Origin of the sequence: Microbacterium sp. VKM Ac-2870, assembly GCF_015350795.1 — a bacterium.
Classification (GTDB): domain Bacteria; phylum Actinomycetota; class Actinomycetes; order Actinomycetales; family Microbacteriaceae; genus Microbacterium.
On the sequence record NZ_JADKSH010000003.1, the window covers coordinates 300,263 to 316,084 of the forward strand.

The 15,822-nt window shown below is 69.2% G+C and carries 14 protein-coding genes; 8 read left to right on the forward strand and 6 right to left on the reverse strand.

Annotated features, from left to right (window positions below; genetic code table 11):
• Nucleotides 1–57 precede the first annotated feature (57 nt).
• On the forward strand, nucleotides 58–939 hold the full coding sequence (locus tag ITJ43_RS08755; RefSeq protein ID WP_194583457.1) for a LysR family transcriptional regulator: 882 nt from the start codon (nucleotides 58–60) through the stop codon (nucleotides 937–939).
• A gap of 33 nt (nucleotides 940–972) precedes the next feature.
• Here the strand turns inward: ITJ43_RS08755 and ITJ43_RS08760 are convergent, their stop codons facing one another.
• Nucleotides 973–1,533, reverse strand: a complete 561-nt coding sequence (locus ITJ43_RS08760; RefSeq protein ID WP_194583458.1) for a thioesterase family protein — start codon at nucleotides 1,531–1,533, stop codon at nucleotides 973–975.
• 143 nt (nucleotides 1,534–1,676) lie between these two features.
• On the opposite strand from ITJ43_RS08760, the gene ITJ43_RS08765 reads away from it, so the two are divergent.
• Nucleotides 1,677–2,195, forward strand: a complete 519-nt coding sequence (locus tag ITJ43_RS08765; RefSeq protein WP_194583459.1) for a GNAT family N-acetyltransferase — start codon at nucleotides 1,677–1,679, stop codon at nucleotides 2,193–2,195.
• A 21-nt stretch (nucleotides 2,196–2,216) separates the two neighbouring features.
• On the opposite strand, the gene ITJ43_RS08770 is transcribed toward ITJ43_RS08765, so the two are convergent.
• From ITJ43_RS08770 to ITJ43_RS08780, 3 genes are read right to left on the reverse strand one after another with little or no spacing between them, the layout of a single operon-like run.
• Nucleotides 2,217–3,725, reverse strand: coding sequence for a cytochrome b/b6 domain-containing protein (locus ITJ43_RS08770; protein WP_194583460.1), 1,509 nt, complete (start codon nucleotides 3,723–3,725; stop codon nucleotides 2,217–2,219).
• Entirely contained in the window at nucleotides 3,725–4,729 is a 1,005-nt protein-coding gene (locus ITJ43_RS08775) for an electron transfer flavoprotein subunit alpha/FixB family protein (protein WP_194583461.1), read from the reverse strand. The genes ITJ43_RS08770 and ITJ43_RS08775 overlap by 1 nt, the downstream gene beginning before the upstream one ends.
• A gap of 10 nt (nucleotides 4,730–4,739) precedes the next feature.
• Complete coding sequence (locus ITJ43_RS08780) at nucleotides 4,740–5,516, reverse strand: electron transfer flavoprotein subunit beta/FixA family protein (protein WP_194583462.1); 777 nt, start codon at nucleotides 5,514–5,516, stop codon at nucleotides 4,740–4,742.
• Between the two features lie 128 nt (nucleotides 5,517–5,644).
• Between ITJ43_RS08780 and ITJ43_RS08785 the strand changes: the two genes are divergently transcribed.
• Nucleotides 5,645–6,163, forward strand: coding sequence for a MarR family transcriptional regulator (locus ITJ43_RS08785; RefSeq protein ID WP_323741175.1), 519 nt, complete (start codon nucleotides 5,645–5,647; stop codon nucleotides 6,161–6,163).
• On the opposite strand, the gene ITJ43_RS08790 is transcribed toward ITJ43_RS08785, so the two are convergent.
• A complete protein-coding gene (locus ITJ43_RS08790) occupies nucleotides 6,150–6,926 on the reverse strand; it encodes an enoyl-CoA hydratase-related protein (protein ID WP_194583463.1) in 777 nt (258 codons plus the stop codon). The two genes, ITJ43_RS08785 and ITJ43_RS08790, sit on opposite strands and share 14 nt — an antisense overlap.
• Before the next feature lie 4 nt (nucleotides 6,927–6,930).
• Nucleotides 6,931–8,085 carry an acyl-CoA dehydrogenase family protein gene (locus ITJ43_RS08795; RefSeq protein WP_194583464.1) on the reverse strand — a complete coding sequence of 385 codons (1,155 nt, stop codon included), beginning with the start codon at nucleotides 8,083–8,085 and terminating at the stop codon, nucleotides 6,931–6,933.
• A gap of 176 nt (nucleotides 8,086–8,261) precedes the next feature.
• Between ITJ43_RS08795 and ITJ43_RS08800 the strand changes: the two genes are divergently transcribed.
• From ITJ43_RS08800 to ITJ43_RS08820, 5 genes are all read left to right on the forward strand, one after another.
• The gene (locus ITJ43_RS08800) at nucleotides 8,262–9,476 is read left to right on the forward strand and encodes an ROK family transcriptional regulator (RefSeq protein WP_194583465.1); all 1,215 of its coding nucleotides are present in this window, start codon (nucleotides 8,262–8,264) and stop codon (nucleotides 9,474–9,476) included.
• Nucleotides 9,477–9,604: 128 nt separating this feature from the next.
• Nucleotides 9,605–10,969, forward strand: a complete 1,365-nt coding sequence (locus ITJ43_RS08805; protein ID WP_194583466.1) for an extracellular solute-binding protein — start codon at nucleotides 9,605–9,607, stop codon at nucleotides 10,967–10,969.
• Between the two features lie 5 nt (nucleotides 10,970–10,974).
• Nucleotides 10,975–11,910 carry a carbohydrate ABC transporter permease gene (locus ITJ43_RS08810; RefSeq protein WP_194583467.1) on the forward strand — a complete coding sequence of 312 codons (936 nt, stop codon included), beginning with the start codon at nucleotides 10,975–10,977 and terminating at the stop codon, nucleotides 11,908–11,910.
• The gene (locus ITJ43_RS08815) at nucleotides 11,907–12,752 is read left to right on the forward strand and encodes a carbohydrate ABC transporter permease (RefSeq protein ID WP_194583468.1); all 846 of its coding nucleotides are present in this window, start codon (nucleotides 11,907–11,909) and stop codon (nucleotides 12,750–12,752) included. Before ITJ43_RS08810 ends, ITJ43_RS08815 begins: the two co-directional genes overlap by 4 nt.
• A 43-nt stretch (nucleotides 12,753–12,795) precedes the next feature.
• Nucleotides 12,796–15,819, forward strand: a complete 3,024-nt coding sequence (locus ITJ43_RS08820; RefSeq protein WP_194583469.1) for an alpha-mannosidase — start codon at nucleotides 12,796–12,798, stop codon at nucleotides 15,817–15,819.
• The last annotated feature ends 3 nt before the right edge of the window (nucleotides 15,820–15,822 follow it).

The following is a 15,822-nucleotide window of genomic DNA, read 5'->3' on the forward strand; positions in this document are numbered from 1 at the left end:
TCGTTCGATGGAGCCGTTCTTTTTCCCGGCCCGTCCGCGACTCAGGAGGTAGGCCCCGTGTTCGAGCTGCGCCGGCTGCGCCTTCTCCACGAGCTCGCTCAGCGGGGCACGATCACCGCGGTGGCCGCGGCGCTCTCCTACAGCCCCTCGACGATCTCGCAGCAGCTGGCCCAACTCGAGCGCGACGCCGGGGTGGCGCTGCTCGTCCCGGATGGCCGCCGGGTGCGGCTGACGGCTCACGGCGAAACGCTTGCCGCCTACGGCGCCCGCGCCCTCGACGCCGATGAAGAGATCCGCAGCGAACTGGAAGAGCTGCAGGCAGGTGTCGCGCCCGTGCGGGTCGCGGTGCTGCAGACGGCGGCACGCACGATCGTGCCGACGGCCCTGAGTCTGCTGGCCGACCGCGCGCCGCGGCTACGCGTCGAACTCGCCGAGATGCCGCCCGAAGAGGGACTCTTCGAACTAGGCGCGCGCGGGTTCGACCTGGCGATCGCCGAGCAGTATCCCGGCCTCACCCGCCCCCACCGCTCCGAACTCGACCGTGACGTCCTCGGCACCGACCCGATCCGACTCGCCACCGCCGACGACGCCGGCTCTCTCTCGTCATTGCGCGAGCGGGCATGGGTCATGGAACCGCGCGGTACGGCCGCCCGCGAGTGGGCCCTGCAGCAGTGCCGTGCGGCGGGATTCGAGCCGGACGTACGGTTCGAGCTCACCGATCTGAGTGGCCACATCGAGCTCATCGCGGCCGGTCACGCGGTCGGCCTCCTGCCCGATCTGCTGTGGGCAGGCACCGCGCCGCGCGTGCGGCTTCACCCTCTGCCGGGCGACCCGGTGCGCGAGATCTTCACGGCCGCGCGCCGTTCCAGTCGCAACCGTCCCGGCATCCGCGTCGTACGCGAGGCACTCGCCGAGGCGTTCGGTGCGCGATCGGTGTGACGGCCGCGGGCTCTCCGTGCGCGCTCGACGCGATCAGTCCCAGAGGCTCGGCGCCGGCGCCTTCGTGGACGGCAGCGCACTGTCGCGCGCCCAATCGGCGACCCACCGCGGCAGGGGCGGCAGATCGTCCGGGCGGTGCAGCGCTTCGAAGAGCTCGTCCGTGTTGACGACGCCGCCACTGCGACGCAGGAAGCGTGCGCGCACGATCATCTCGGCATAGACCTCTCCGTCGACGACCGCGCGATGGATCTGATAGACCGCTTTGTCGTCGTGGGCGTAGAGGCGCGACTCGACGGTGAAGCGCTGCCACAGCTGCAACGACTTGCGGAAGCTGACCGTCTCGCTGGCGACGACCGCGTACCAACCCTGCGCGTTCATGGCATCCCAGATGCCCGTGCGGATCAGCAGGTCGAACCGGCCGAGATCGAACAGCGACGCGTACCGGCCGTTGTTCATGTGTCCGAGCAGATCGATATCGGTGGGCAGAGTGTGCAGCGTCACCCGCCCGACGGTACGCGGCGGCAACGCGCCGCGGCGGCGCAGCATCGCCTTGGCGCGCCAGATGGTCAAGAGGGTCCGCCACCATACGTTCACGAAGCGCGATGCTAGCGGGTTCGACAGCGATCAGCGGAAATCGATTGTGGCCACTCCACAGTTCGCTCGGTCTGCCCAGAGCGGCGATGTGAGGGCTCCGGCGCCGATTTCGTGTTTCTGTGAGCCCGCCGTAGAGTCTGGCCATGGAAGCCCCCACCGACATTTCAGCGCAGACCGACATCGTCGTCCGTCCCGTGCGGGACGTGGATGCCGAGGCTCTCGGACGGGTCCACGCGACCTGCTGGCACGAGACCTACGACCACCTCATCAGCAAGGCCGCCCTCGAGAACGTGTCGCCCCGGCGACTCGCCGAGCTGTGGACGCACTGGGCGCAGCAGGGCCCGGAGTTCAAGATGTTCGCCGCCCTCGCGGACGGCGATATCGTCGGCTTCGTGGGATCGGGACCGGCGCGCGACCGCGACGCCCCGCGCGAGCGCGAGCTGTACTTCATCTACCTGCTCGACCGGTTCCATGGAACGGGAATCGGCCAGCAGCTCTTCGACGCGGCCATCGAACCCGGCGAAGCGGCGTACCTGTGGGTCGCGGAGGACAACCCTCGCGCCCACCGCTTCTACGCGCGCAACGGCTTCGCCCTCGACGGCGCGAGCCACACCGAGCCGTTCCTCGGCGAGACGCTCACCGAGGTCCGCTTCGTGCGCTGAGCCCGCTTCACCGGCTCCGCGTCAGCGGCCGCTGACCGTGCCGAACAGGCGCGCGATCGGAGCCAGCACCAGCGGACGCGCGGCCACCCACGCTCCGGCGATGACGGCGAGCGAAACCACGAACAGCCAGAACCCGGTCCAGTTGTCGGCGTATGCCGTCGGGTCGACAGACCCCAGGGCCGCGTACATGTGGTTGAGGTTTCGCAACGCCCCGGTCGCGAGCACGAGCACCACATGGATCACGATGAACACCACGAAGTACAGCATCACCGGGAAGTGCACCTTGCGCGCCCACTCGATGGGATAGGCCGCGCTGAGCTTCGTGTTCTTCTTCGGCCACATCCCGCTCATGCGGTAGCCGGTGATCGCGGCGAGGGGAGCCGCGATGAAGACGGTGGAGAAGTAGGCGAGCTGCTGGAGCGCGTTGTAGTTGACCCAGCCGTTCTCGGTCGGCCAGTCGAGCGAGACATACTGCAGCGCGGCGCTGAGCGCGTTGGGGAACACCTCCCAGCTCGTGGGCACGATGCGCATCCACTGGCCGGTGACGAACAGCAGCACGACGAAGACGGCTCCGTTGATCAGCCACAGCAGGTCGAGCGCCTGGTGGAACCAGATCGTCAGACTCGTCTTGCCCTTGGGGTTGTTCCTGGGAGCCCAGAACGCCGTCGGTCGCTTCTCGCGGCGGATCGTGAGACCCGAGCGGATGATCAGCACCATCAGGAAGACGTTGAAGAAGTGCTGCCAGCCCAGCCACGCGGGGATGCCGACGGGAGCACCCTCGGGCAGGTGGTACTCGCCGGGGTAGGTCGCGAGGAAGTCGCGGAGCCCGTCGAGGCTGAGCAGGAAACGAACGGCGAGCACGGCCATGCCGGCGGCGAACAGCAGCCCAAGGCCGCCCACGATGACCGCGCCGACCCACTGCACCTTCGTGAACGGACCGATCCGCTGCGGCTCGGGCTTCTGAGCGGGTCGGCTCGATGCCGCACGACCCGGCCACGCGCTCTGCGGCACGGTCAGCGGCGGGCGGGGCCCTTCTGACAGGACCGGCCCGGCGACGGGCGCCACCACCGGCCCGGCGACGGACGCCACCACCGGCTCGGCGACGGGCGCGGGTGTGGATGCCGCGGTACCCGCGGGCGGCCAGGGCTCCGCACCCGGCGCACGCGGCAAGCCGCGGCGCACGGCGGCGCCGCCAACGGCCGGCGCCCGGGTGGTCGCAGCAGCGGCGGCCTCCGCATTCGTGGCGACCGGCTCAGCGGCCGGCGCGGGCGTCGCGGTAGCCGCCGGCTCCTCGGGAACAGACGCAGCAGCGGCCGCGGCGACGGCGGAAGAAGTCCCCGCGGGCGGCCACGGCTCACCGCCAGGCGTACGAGGCAACCCACGGCGCACCGACGTCGCGGGAGCCTGTGTCGCGGAAGCGGGCGGTGCGGCAACCGCCGCGTCGGCCGGAGCCTGACCCGCCGGGGGCCACGGCTCGCCGCCGGCAACGCGCGGCAGGCCGCGGCGTATCGATGATCCGCCGGTCGCCATCAGGCCTTCCTGGCTTCGAGGGCCGCGATCAGCTGCGGGACGACCGTGAACACGTCGCCCACAATGCCGAAGTCGGCGATGTCGAAGATGGGCGCGTCGCCGTCTTTATTGATCGCGACGATGGTTTTGGCGGTCTGCATGCCGGCTTTGTGCTGGATCGCGCCCGAGATGCCGAGAGCGACATACAACTGCGGCGACACCGAGACTCCGGTCTGGCCGACCTGGTGGGAGTACGGGACGTAGCCGGCATCCACCGCCGCCCGCGACGCGCCGACCGCCGCGCCCAGCGTGTCGGCGAGCTGCTCCACCAGCGCGAATTTCTCCAACGAGCCGAGGCCGCGACCACCCGAGACGACCTTGGCGGCACCCCGCAGTTCGGGACGCGACGACGCGGCGACCTCCGCCTCGAAGCCGGTGATCCGCGCGGCGGGCGCGCCCGAGGCCGCCACGTCGAGCGCGACGGTCTGCGGCGCGGTCACGGCGTCGGCCCGCGCATCGACGGCACCCTGTCGCACCGTGACGACGAGCGCGCCGAAAGTGGGGGCGCTCGTCACGTTGTAGGCGCCGCCGTAGACCGAGTGCTGCGCGAGCACACCGTCGTCATCGCGGGAGACGCCGACGGCATCGACAGCGAGCGCCGAGCGCGTGCGCGCGGCGAACCGGCCCGCGATATCGCGTCCTTCGATCGAGTTCGACACGAGCACCGCGTCGGGCTGCACGAGCGCGGAGGCCGCAACCAGCGCGTCGACGATCGGTACCGTGAGCGCAGTGTCGGCACCGCCGGGCGCGGCGGTCAGCACCGTATGCGCACCGAGAGCTCCGGCGGCCTCCACGAGCGCGCCGTGGCGCGACTGCTCAGCGACGACCAGCGCAACCGGCGAACCGACCCCCGCCGCCGCGCCGAGCAGGCCGGCGGCCGAGCTCGCCAGCTCCCCCGACGGGGTGACGCCCAGCACGACCAGGATCGACTCCCCAGCGATCGAGTTTCCCGCGAGATCCACCATCATGCTCCCCTTAGGCCAGTCGGTTCTCGATGAGGAACGCGGCGAGCTTGTCGGCGGCATCCCCTTCGTCGACGATCTTCACGCCTGCGCCACGCGCGGGCCTTTCCGAGACGGCAGTCATGATCGACTGCGCGGCGATAGAGGGGTCGACGTCGACCCCGAGATCTGCCAGCGACACCGTCTCGAACGGTTTCTTCTTCGCCGCCATGATGCCCTTGAAGTTGGGGAAGCGCGCATCCGGCAGCGCCTCCGTGATCGAGATCACCGCGGGCAGCTCGGCGCTCACCTGGGCCGTTCCGAAGTCTGTCGCGCGCGTTCCGGTGACCTCGGTCTCGCCGATGGTGACGGCGGCGAGCGCCGTCGCCTGAGGCACCTGCAGGTGTTCGGCGAGCATGGCCGGCAGCACGCCCCCCGTGCCGTCGGTGGAGAGGTTGCCGGTGATCACGAGATCGAAGCCCGCGCGCCGCACCGCTGCGGCGAGTACCGCCGCAGTGGTGCCGAGGTCGGCACCGGCCAGTGCGGGGTCGACCACCTGAAGAGCCGCTCCGGCACCCATCGCGAGCCCCTTGCGGATGGTGGCGGCGGCGTCCTCTGATGCCATCGAGACGACCGTCACCTCGGTGCCGGGGTGTGCATCGGCATACGCGAGTGCCACTTCGAGCGCCCGCTCACCGATCTCGTCGAGCACTCGGTCGGAGGCCGCACGATCAGCGAGACCGGTCTCGAGCGTGAGCTTTCGGTCACCGTAGGTGTCAGGGACTTCTTTGACCAGCACCACGATCTTCATCGGATCTCCTTCGCGACGCACCCATTCTATGAGGTGCGACTCAGTCTCGCCATTCATGATACTCAGGCTCACGCGGGGGAAAGGCGAGAGCGCTACCGTGAGAGCACCCGCACCCCGAGGAGGGTACCGTGACTCGCACGCCGTCGACCGGCCGCGACCCCATCGCTGAGGCGCGTCGGCAGTGGGAGGTCCACGGGTGGGAGGATGCCGCCGCGGGCATGACCGCGGTGACCAGCATCATGCGCGCGCATCAGCTGCTGCTCGCACGCGTCGACGACACACTCAAGCCGTTCGCCCTCACCTTCGCGCGATACGAGTTGCTGACCCTCCTCAGCTTCAGTCGCCAGGGCCGGATGCCGCTCTCATCGGCGGCGAGCCGCCTGCAGGTGCACCCCACCAGCGTCACGAACACCGTCGACCGCCTCGAGGCGGCAGGGCTGGTCGCGCGCGAGCCACACCCTGGCGACCGCCGCGCGACCCTCGTGACGCTCACGCCGGAAGGACGCGACGTGGCGGCGCAGGCCACCGACGCCCTGAACCGTGCGGTGTTCACCCAGCCCGGGCTCGACGTCGGCGACACCGAGCACCTCATCGCGATCGTCGGCCGCCTGCGGGCGGCCGCCGGCGACGCGGTCAGCGGTTCGTGAACCTCGCCTCACGCTTCTCTCGGAAGGCAGCCATGCCCTCTTTCTGATCGTCGAGACCGAACAGCGACGTGAAGACCTGCTTCTCGAAACGCAACCCCTCGGCACCCGTGGTCTCCAGAGAAGCCCGCAGCGACTCCTTCGCGGCGTAGAGCACCGGCAACGACTTCTCGGCGATCAGCGCCGCCATCGCCTCCGCCTCGGCCAGCAGGTCGGCCGCGGGCACGATACGCGAGACCAGGCCCGCGCGTTCGGCCTCTGCGGCATCCATCATCCGTCCGGTGAGAACGAGCTCGGCGGCCTTGTAGTAGCCGATGGCCCGCGGCAGCCGCTGCGTGCCGCCGAGACCGGGGATCACGCCCAGCGTGATCTCCGGCTGGCCGAAGCGAGCGGTGTCGGCCGCCAGGATGATGTCGCACGCCATCGCCAGCTCGCAGCCACCGCCGAGAGCGTAACCGGCCACCGCGGCGATGACGGGGGTGCGCACCCGCGAGAAAGCCTCCAGCCCGACGAAGGGGCTGCGCAGCGACATGTCGACGGGGGTCTTGTCCTCCATCTCCTTGATGTCTGCTCCCGCGGCGAACGCGCGCTCCGACCCGGTGACGACGATGCAGCCGATCGCCTCATCGGCGTCGAACGCCGCGGCAGCGGCGGCCAGCTCGCCCAGCAGCGTCGAGTTGAGGGCGTTGAGCGCCTCGGGCCGGTTGAGCGTGATCCAGCCGACGTGGCCGCGGGTGGAGACGAGGATCGTGGAGTACTCGGTCATGCCCTCATGCTCCCAGAACGTCGCGACCAATGATCACCCGCATGATCTCGTTCGTGCCCTCGAGGATCTGGTGCACGCGCAGGTCACGGACCACCTTCTCGATGCCGTACTCCTGAAGGTAGCCGTACCCGCCGTGCAACTGCAGCGCCTGGTTGGCGACCTCGAATCCGGCGTCCGTCGCGAAGCGCTTGGCCATGGCGCACTGCACGGCGACGTCGTCCGCGTGCTCGTCGATCGCCCGGGCTGCGTCGCGTACGAGGGCGCGGGCCGCCTGCAGCTGCGTGGCCATGTCGGCGAGCGCGAACACGACGGTCTGCCGTTCGGCGAGGGCTTCGCCGAAGGTGAAGCGCTCGTGCACGTAGCGCACCGCCCGGTCGAGCGCCCACTGGGCTCCGCCGAGCGAGCACGCCGCGATGTTGACGCGTCCGCCGTTGAGCCCGCTCATGGCGATGCGGAATCCGTCACCTTCGGAGCCGAGCATCGCGGATGCCGAGACCCGCACCTCGTCGAGGATCACCTGGCGGGTGGGCTGCGCATTCCAGCCCATCTTGCGTTCGTGAGGGCCGAAGCTGAGGCCGGCGGCATCCGCGGGAACGAGAAAGGCGCTGATGCCCTTCGCGCCGGGCTGCCCGGTGCGCGCCATCACGACATAGACCGCGGCCTCTCCCGCTCCGGAGATGAACTGCTTGACGCCGGTGATGACGTACTCATCGCCGTCGGCGATCGCGCTCGTGGCGATGGCCGCGGCATCCGAGCCGGCACCGGGTTCGGTGAGGCAGTACGCGCCGAGGTCCTGCAGAGTGCTGAGACCCGGCAGCCACCGGTGCCGCTGAGCCTCGGTGCCGTAGGTGTCGATCATCCACGCGACCATGTTGTGGATGCTGATGTAGGCCGCGATCGTCGGGTCACCCGTCGCCAATTGCTCGAACACGAGCGCGGCATCCTGTCGGGCAAGTGCCGTGCCGCCGACGTCTTCGCGCACGTACAGGGCGCCGAGCCCCAGCTCGCCCGCCGCGGCCAGCACGTCGCGCGGGAACCGCTTGTCGCGGTCCCATTCCAGGGCGTGCGGCTCCAGACGTGTCCGCGCGAAGTCGCGCACCGCGTCGAGGATGGCTCCACGCTCGTCGGCCGAGAGGGAGGGGGTAATGGTCATGCTCATCGCGTCACGTCCTTGTGAAACAGATCGACAGCCGAGGTCGTGCCGGGTGAGGCACACCGCTGAGTTTACATGGACGTCCTAGTAATTGGTCCTGTCGAGACGGCTCGGTGATCCGCACTCGAAGCGCGCGGGCGTACTAGCGTGAAGGCGCGGTCACCAGAGGAGGAGAGGCGTCGATGCTCAGCACACGCGGCTCCAACCTGCTCGGCGTCGGCAACTACAACCAGGCCCTCATCCTCGACTTGATCCGCCGGGCACCCGAAGGGATGAGTCGCGTCGAGCTGGCCGAGAAGACCGGATTGTCGCCGCAGACGCTCACCAACGTGACTCGCAGGCTCACCGCCGAGGGCTTCATCGCCGAAGCCGGCAAGGTCAGCTCGGGCCCGGGCAAGCCCCGCACGATGCTCGCGCTGGACCCGTCGGCGCGGTACGCGCTCGGGGTGCACCTCGACCCCGCCGTGACCACCGTCGTCCTGCTGGACCTCGCCGGCCGGATCATCCACCATCGCGAGATCAGTCCCACGGGAGCCTCGAGCACGCAGCAGCTCGCGGAGATCGGCGCGGTGGCGAGCGAACTGACCGCCTCGCTGGATGACCCGACCCGCCTGCTGGGCGTCGGCATCGCCGCACCCGGACCTCTCGACATCTCCTCGGGGCAGTTACTCAACCCGCCGCTGCTGCCGGAGTGGTCGGGCACGCGCCTGCGCGATGAGCTCGCCGCCCTGACCGGGCTACCGGCGCTGCTGGAGAAGGACGTCATCGCCGCGATGGTCGGCGAGTTGTGGGTGACGCCCAGCGGCGAACTGGGCGATGCGCTGTTCTTCTACTACGGCGCCGGCGCGGGCGTCGGCCTCTCGCTCGCGAACACACCGCTGCGCGGAGCCACCTCGAACGCGGGCGACATCGCCCACCTCATCGTCGACCCCGACGGGCCGCCCTGCGAATGCGGGGCGCGAGGATGCCTGGGCGTCTCGCTCGAGCCCGCGACGCTGCTGGCCGATGCCGGATGGGATGCCGGGCCCGCCCAGGCACCGAGAGATCCGCGCGCGGCACTGGATGAACTGTGCCTGAGGGCACGGGAGGGCGAGCCTCTCCCCGTCGAGACTCTCACCCGCGCCGCGCGCCGTATCGCCCGCGCGCTCGTGCAGTTGGACAACCTGCTCGATCTGACCGATGCCGTTCTGGGCGGCCCGATCTGGGCGCGCCTGAGCCCGTTTCTGCGCCCCGCACTCGGCGAGGCGCTGGCCCAGACGGGCGGCGTGACGACCACCCAGCCCTTGACGCTGCGGGAGTCGCGTCTGGGCACGGATGTCGCCGCCGTCGGCGCGGCCTGCCTCGTCCTCGACGGCGCCTTCACCGCGCGTCCGTCGCACCTGCTCATCACCGACTGACGTTGATTCGGCACGTCGGCTCTCATGGCTGGGCGAGATGAAATCGTTACTTGACGTGATTAATCAAGTTGATAGATTAATCACGCTCAGCGCCCGAGCTGATGCCATCCCCTAGCAAAGGAGCAGGAATGCGATACAGAGTTCTGAGCACTGCCGCCGCCATCACGGTGGCCGGGCTCGCACTGACCGGCTGCAGCGGCGGCGCCCCCGCCGCCCCCGCCACCGAGTCCGGAGAGCGGACCATCACGGTCGTCTATCAGAAGACGGCTGCCTTCCATCAGCTGGACGACCTCTTCCAGAAGGTCAAGCCGGAGTTCGAGGCCGCCAACCCGGGCGCGACCGTGAAGCTCCAGCCCATCGAATCCGAGGACCAGTACTTCACGAAGCTCGCCCTCATGAACGGCTCCCCCGAGACCGCCCCGGACGTGATCTACGAAGACACCTTCCAGATCAAGTCGGACTCGGCCGCCGGGTATCTGCTCCCCATCGACGACTACGTCGCCAACTGGGCCGACTGGAGCCAGTTCTACGACGCGGCCAAGCAGGCTGGCCTCGGCGACGACGGCAAGACCTACGGCGTCTCGATGGGCACCGACACCCGTGGCATCTACTACAACAAGGACATCTTCGCCAAGGCGGGCTTGCCGTCGGACTGGCAGCCGAAGTCCTGGGACGACATCATCACGGCCGCCGAGAAGATCAAGGCCGCGGTGCCCGACGTGACTCCGCTGAACATCTACGGCGGAAAGGCGGCCGGCGAGCAGACCTCGATGCAGGGTCTCGAGATGCTCGTCTACGGCACGTCCTCCACGCTCTACGACAACGACGCGCAGAAGTGGATCACCGGGTCCAAGGGCCTGACCGACTCCCTGTCGTTCTACAAGGAGCTCTACGACAAGGGCCTCGCCACTCCCCTCGACCTCGCACTCGATCCCACCATCGGCAGCCGCGTCTCGACCGAACTGATCCCCCAGGGCAAGGTCGCCATGGCCATCGACGGCTCATGGCTGCCCGGCGGGTGGATGACCGGCGACCACGCGTGGCCGGCCTGGCAGCAGACGATCGGTCTCGCCAAGATGCCGACGCAGGATGGCGCCGACCCGGGCGCGACCTCGATGTCGGGCGGATGGACGCTCGCGGTGGGCTCGCAGACGAAGCACCCCAAGACCGCCTTCGACTTCATCGCAATGGCGCTCAACAAGGAGAACACGCTCAAGTACGACACCGAGAACAGCCAGATCGCCGTCCGCGACGACGTGGCGACCTCGCAGGACTACCTGGGCTACAACCCGACCTTCAAGTTCTTCGCCGACCTCGTGAAGGTGACCCACTTCCGTCCCGCGACGCCCGACTACTCGCAGATCTCCAGCGCGCTGCAGCAGGCGACCGAATCGGTCATCACCGGTGACGCCTCGCCGGAGCAGGCCACGAAGACCTACGACGACGCGCTCACCAAGATCGTCGGCTCCACGAAGGTGAAGCAGGGCGACTGACCCTCATGTCGACGATCGCATCGTCGCCCCTCCGCCCGGCCCCTGAGGGGGCCGGGCGGAGACGGGGCGGCACACTCCGCTCTCTGTCCCGCTCGACACCGCTGATTCCGGCGATCATCCTGCTGGTGGTCTTCCTGGTCGGCCCGATGGTGTTCGCCCTGTGGGGCTCGCTGACCAACGCCGCCCTCACCGGCTACCGCGCCGCGAAGCCGCAGTTCATCGGCTTCGACAACTACATCTCGCTGTTCTCCGACCCCGACTTCTGGAGTTCGGTCGGCCTCACGCTCACGTTCGTCTTCTTCTCCGCGATCATCGGCCAGAACGTCCTCGGGATGGCACTGGCGGTGCTCACCCGCGCCGGCTCCAAGATCCTGTCGACGACCGTCAGCACCCTCGTGGTCATCTCGTGGGTGCTCCCCGAGATCGTCGCGGCATTCGCCCTCTACGCCTTCTTCTCCTCCGACGGCACCCTGAACGCCACGCTGAACTCGCTCGGCCTCGGCAGCGTCAGCTGGCTGATCGACTATCCGATGCTCGCCGTCATCCTGGCCAACATCTGGCGCGGCACGGCCTTCTCCATGCTCGTCTACAACGCGGCGCTCGCCGAAGTGCCGCCGGAGATCAACGAGGCGGCGCAGATCGACGGGACCAACTCTGTCCAGCGGTTCTTCCTCATCACCCTGCCGATGATCCGCCGGTCGATCGCGACGAACCTCATGCTCACCACGCTGCAGACCGTCGGTACGTTCGGTCTCATCTGGGTCATGACCGGCGGCGGCCCGGGCACCCGCAGCTCGACGCTTCCGGTACTCGCCTATCAGGAGGCGTTCAAGTTCGCCCAGGTCGGCTACGGCACCGCGATCGCCGCCGTGACGATCGTGCTCGGCGCCGTCTTCGCGATCCTCTACATCAAGATTCTGAAGCCCGAGGTGGAGTCATGAGCACCCTGTCCGTGGACTCGCCCATCCGCAGCCGCGGGCGCTGGCTGGCGAACATCATCCTCGTGGTGCTCGCCATCGTGTTCGTCGTGCCGATCGCCTGGATCGTCCTGTCGTCGATCAACCCGGCCGCCACCGTGTCGATGTCGGTACCCGACGGCGTGACCTTCGACAACTTCGCCCAGGTGCTGACGTTCAACCAGTCGTTCCTGCCGCTGTGGAACTCGGCGATCATCTCGTTCGGCACCGCGGCGCTCACGGTCGTCGTCGGCATCCTCGCCGCCTACCCCCTGTCGCGCTTCAACATGCGTTTCCAGCGCGGCTTCCTCTACAGCGTGCTGTTCGGTTCGTGCCTGCCGATCACCGCACTGATGGTTCCGGTGTACGCGATGTTCGTGCAGCTGCGTCTGCTCGACTCGCTGCTGGGCGTCGTGCTCTTCATGGCGGCGACGTCGCTGCCGATGGCGATCTGGATGCTGAAGAACTTCATGGATTCCGTGCCGGTCTCGCTGGAAGAGGCTGCATGGGTCGACGGCGCTTCGCCGATGCGGGCGTTGGCCCGCATCGTGCTGCCCCTCATGCGCCCCGGCATCGGAGTGGTGTTCATCTTCGTGTTCACCCAGGCGTGGGGGAACTTCTTCGTCCCCTTCGTGCTGCTGTTCAGCGCCGAGAAGATGCCGGCATCCGTCGCGATCTTCCAGTTCTTCGGCAACCACGGCGCCGTCGCCTACGGCCAACTGGCCGCGTTCGCGATGGTCTATTCGGTGCCGATCCTCGTGCTCTACCTGCTGATGCAGCGGCTGACCGGCAGCTCGTTCGCGCTCGCCGGCGGCGTCAAGGGCTGACCGCCCACACTCGCCTCTTCTGACGTCCGGAAAGGACCCCCTCATGCACGACCGCAGCGCTCTTGCCGAGCTGCGCATCGACCGCTTCGTCCGCGAGCGGCTCACCGCCCACATCCACCGCGCCACCGTGCCCCTCGAGATCGAGCTCTGGGAGGCGCCGGGCGAACCCGTGACGTTCGCCGAAGCATCCGCCGCCCCCTTCGCACCGTTCGCGACAGGCCGCGCCTGGGGTCGGCCCTGGGGAACCAGCTGGCTGCGGGTGCGCGGCGAAGTGCCGTCGTCGTGGCGAGTGAACGGCTCACTCCCCGAGGGCACCCGCGCCGAGCTCGTCGTCGACCTGGGATTCACCAGTGGTCAGGTCGGGTTCCAGAGCGAGGCGATGGTGTGGAGCACAGACGGACGGCCGCTGCGCGGTATCGCGCCGTTCAACAACGCCGTCGTCGAGGCCATCGACGCCGACGGTCGCATCGACGTCTTCATCGAGGCGGCATCCAATCCCGATGTAGGCAGCCTCTTCACCTTCGAGCCCACTCCCCTGGGAGATCCGACCACAGCCGGCACCGAACACATCTACCGGCTCCGACAGGTCGATGTGGCGCTGCGCGATCTGGAGGTCGCCGCCCTCCGGGCCGACACGGTCGCCCTGCGCGGGCTTTCGGAGCAGCTGGATGCCGGCAGCTCCCGCCGTGCCGAGATCCTCGCGGGCCTGGAGAAGATGATCGACGCGGTCGATCCCGACGACGTCAGTGGCACCGCCGCCGCAGGCCGGGCCGTGCTCGCCCCGCTGCTCGCACGCCCCGCGCACGCCAGCGCCCACACGCTGCACGCCGTGGCGCACGCCCACATCGACTCCGCCTGGCTGTGGCCGGTGCGCGAGACAGCCCGCAAAGTGGCACGCACGTTCTCGAACGTGCTGTCGCTCATGGACGAAGACCCCGACTATGTGTTCGCGAGCTCGTCGGCGCAGCAGTTCGCCTGGGTGAAGCAGTATTACCCCGACCTGTACGCCCGCATCGTGGAGCGCGTGCGCGAGGGCCGCTTCATCCCGGTGGGAAGCATGTGGGTCGAATCCGATACCAACATGCCCGGCGGCGAAGCGCTCGCGCGACAGTTCGTGGCGGGCAAGGGCTTCTTCCAGCGCGAGTTCGGCATCGACACCCCCGAGGTGTGGCTGCCCGATTCGTTCGGCTACACCGGCGCGCTGCCGCAGATCGCCAAGGCCGCCGGGGCGCGGTGGTTCCTCACGCAGAAGATCTCGTGGAACGAGACGAACCGCATGCCGCACCACACGTTCCAGTGGGAGGGCATCGACGGCACGCGCCTGTTCACCCATTTCCCGCCGGTCGACAAGTACAACTCAGAGGTCTCCGCCGCCGACCTCGCGCACGCCGAGCGCAACTACGCCGACAAGGGGCGCGGCACGGTCTCGCTCCTGCCCTACGGCTTCGGTGACGGCGGCGGCGGACCGACGCGCGAGATGACGGCGGCGATCGCCCGTGCCGCGTCTCTGGAGGGCTCGCCGCGGACGGTGCACTCGACGCCGCAGGAGTTCTTCCGCACCGCGGAGCAGGAGTACCCGCAGCCGGAGGTGTGGGCCGGCGAGCTGTACCTCGAATTCCACCGCGGCACCTACACGAGCCAGCTGCCCACCAAGCAGGGCAATCGTCGCAGCGAACACCTGCTGCGCGAAGCCGAGCTGTGGGCGGCGACGGCATCCGTGCGCACGGGCGCCCCCTATCCGCAGGAGCGCCTGGCGCGCGTGTGGGAGACCGTGCTGCTGCAGCAGTTCCACGACATCCTCCCGGGCTCGTCGATCGCCTGGGTGCACCGCGACGCCGAGCGCAACTACGCCGCCGTCGCCCGCGAGCTGGAAGCGATCATCGCCGAGAGCCTCGCCGCACTCGGCGGTGTGGGCTCGCACCGGCTGGCCGTCAACGCCGCGCCGCACGCCCGCGCCGGAGCTCCCGCACTCGGCGCCGCACCCGCGGCCGTCCCGGCATCCGTCCCCCCGGTGATCGGCGGCGACGGATGGGTGCTCGACAACGGCATCGTCCGCGCCCGGATCGATGCCCGTGGTCTCGTGACCTCGTTGATCGACCTTGCCACCGGGCGCGATGCGGTCGCTCCCGGCGCCGTGCTCGGCCTGCCCCAGCTGCACCGCGACACCCCCACCCAGTGGGATGCCTGGGACATCGACGCACACTATCGCCACCATGTGCGCGACCTCGACGCGGTCGATTCCGTCACGATCGACGGAGCCGCGCTGGTCGTGACGCGCAGCTTCGGGTCGTCGCTGCTGGTCGAGCGCATCCATCTCGAGGAGGGGTCGCGGGTGCTCTCCTTCGACCTCGACATCGACTGGCACGAGCAGCAGAAGCTGCTGAAGTTCGCCTTCCCGCTCGATCTGCACACGCACAGCGCGGCCTCCGAGATCCAGTTCGGTCACATCGAGCGCCCCATCCACACGAACACGTCGTGGGATGCCGCGCGGTTCGAAACCGTGGCGCACCGCTGGGTGCGCGTCGCCGAGCCCGACTTCGGCGTGGCGATCGTCAATGATTCGACGTACGGGCACGACATCACCCGGCGGGCGCGCGAAGGCGGCGGCACCGAGACGGTGGCGCGCCTGTCGCTCGTGCGCGGAGCGCTGTTTCCCGACCCGACCCAGGATCAGGGACGTCACCGGGTGCACGTGGGAGTCGCGGTCGGCGCCGACGTCGAAACGGCTGTGCGCGAGGGCTATCGCGCGAACCTGCCGGTGCGCACGATCGAGGCCGCCGTCGAGACGATCGAGCCCCTCGTGACGGTGGATCACCCCGGCGTGGTCGTCGAGGCGGTGAAGCTCGCCGAGGACGGCAGCGGAGACGTCGTCGTGCGTCTGTACGAGGCGCTCGGCCGGCGGGCGGCGACGCGCGTAGGCGTCGAGTTCACCGCGGCCGGGATCACGCAGACCGATCTGCTGGAGCGGGAGGTTGCGCCGACCGCGCTCGTGTCGGCGGACGCGGCGCACGCAGACCTCGCTCTGCGGCCGTTCGAGATCGTCACCCTGCGGGTGCGGCGGGTGTAGGGC

Bases quoted from the DNA above. Each gene is read 5' to 3' on its own strand.
- ITJ43_RS08765 (WP_194583459.1), top strand. From the start codon at position 1,677: ATGGAAGCCCCCACCGACATTTCAGCGCAGACCGACATCGTCGTCCGT.
- ITJ43_RS08770 (WP_194583460.1), bottom strand. From the start codon at position 3,725: ATGGCGACCGGCGGATCATCGATACGCCGCGGCCTGCCGCGCGTTGCC.
- ITJ43_RS08775 (WP_194583461.1), bottom strand. From the start codon at position 4,729: ATGGTGGATCTCGCGGGAAACTCGATCGCTGGGGAGTCGATCCTGGTC.
- ITJ43_RS08780 (WP_194583462.1), bottom strand. From the start codon at position 5,516: ATGAAGATCGTGGTGCTGGTCAAAGAAGTCCCTGACACCTACGGTGAC.
- ITJ43_RS08790 (WP_194583463.1), bottom strand. From the start codon at position 6,926: ATGACCGAGTACTCCACGATCCTCGTCTCCACCCGCGGCCACGTCGGC.
- ITJ43_RS08795 (WP_194583464.1), bottom strand. From the start codon at position 8,085: ATGAGCATGACCATTACCCCCTCCCTCTCGGCCGACGAGCGTGGAGCC.
- ITJ43_RS08800 (WP_194583465.1), top strand. From the start codon at position 8,262: ATGCTCAGCACACGCGGCTCCAACCTGCTCGGCGTCGGCAACTACAAC.
- ITJ43_RS08805 (WP_194583466.1), top strand. From the start codon at position 9,605: ATGCGATACAGAGTTCTGAGCACTGCCGCCGCCATCACGGTGGCCGGG.
- ITJ43_RS08810 (WP_194583467.1), top strand. From the start codon at position 10,975: ATGTCGACGATCGCATCGTCGCCCCTCCGCCCGGCCCCTGAGGGGGCC.
- ITJ43_RS08815 (WP_194583468.1), top strand. From the start codon at position 11,907: ATGAGCACCCTGTCCGTGGACTCGCCCATCCGCAGCCGCGGGCGCTGG.
- ITJ43_RS08820 (WP_194583469.1), top strand. From the start codon at position 12,796: ATGCACGACCGCAGCGCTCTTGCCGAGCTGCGCATCGACCGCTTCGTC.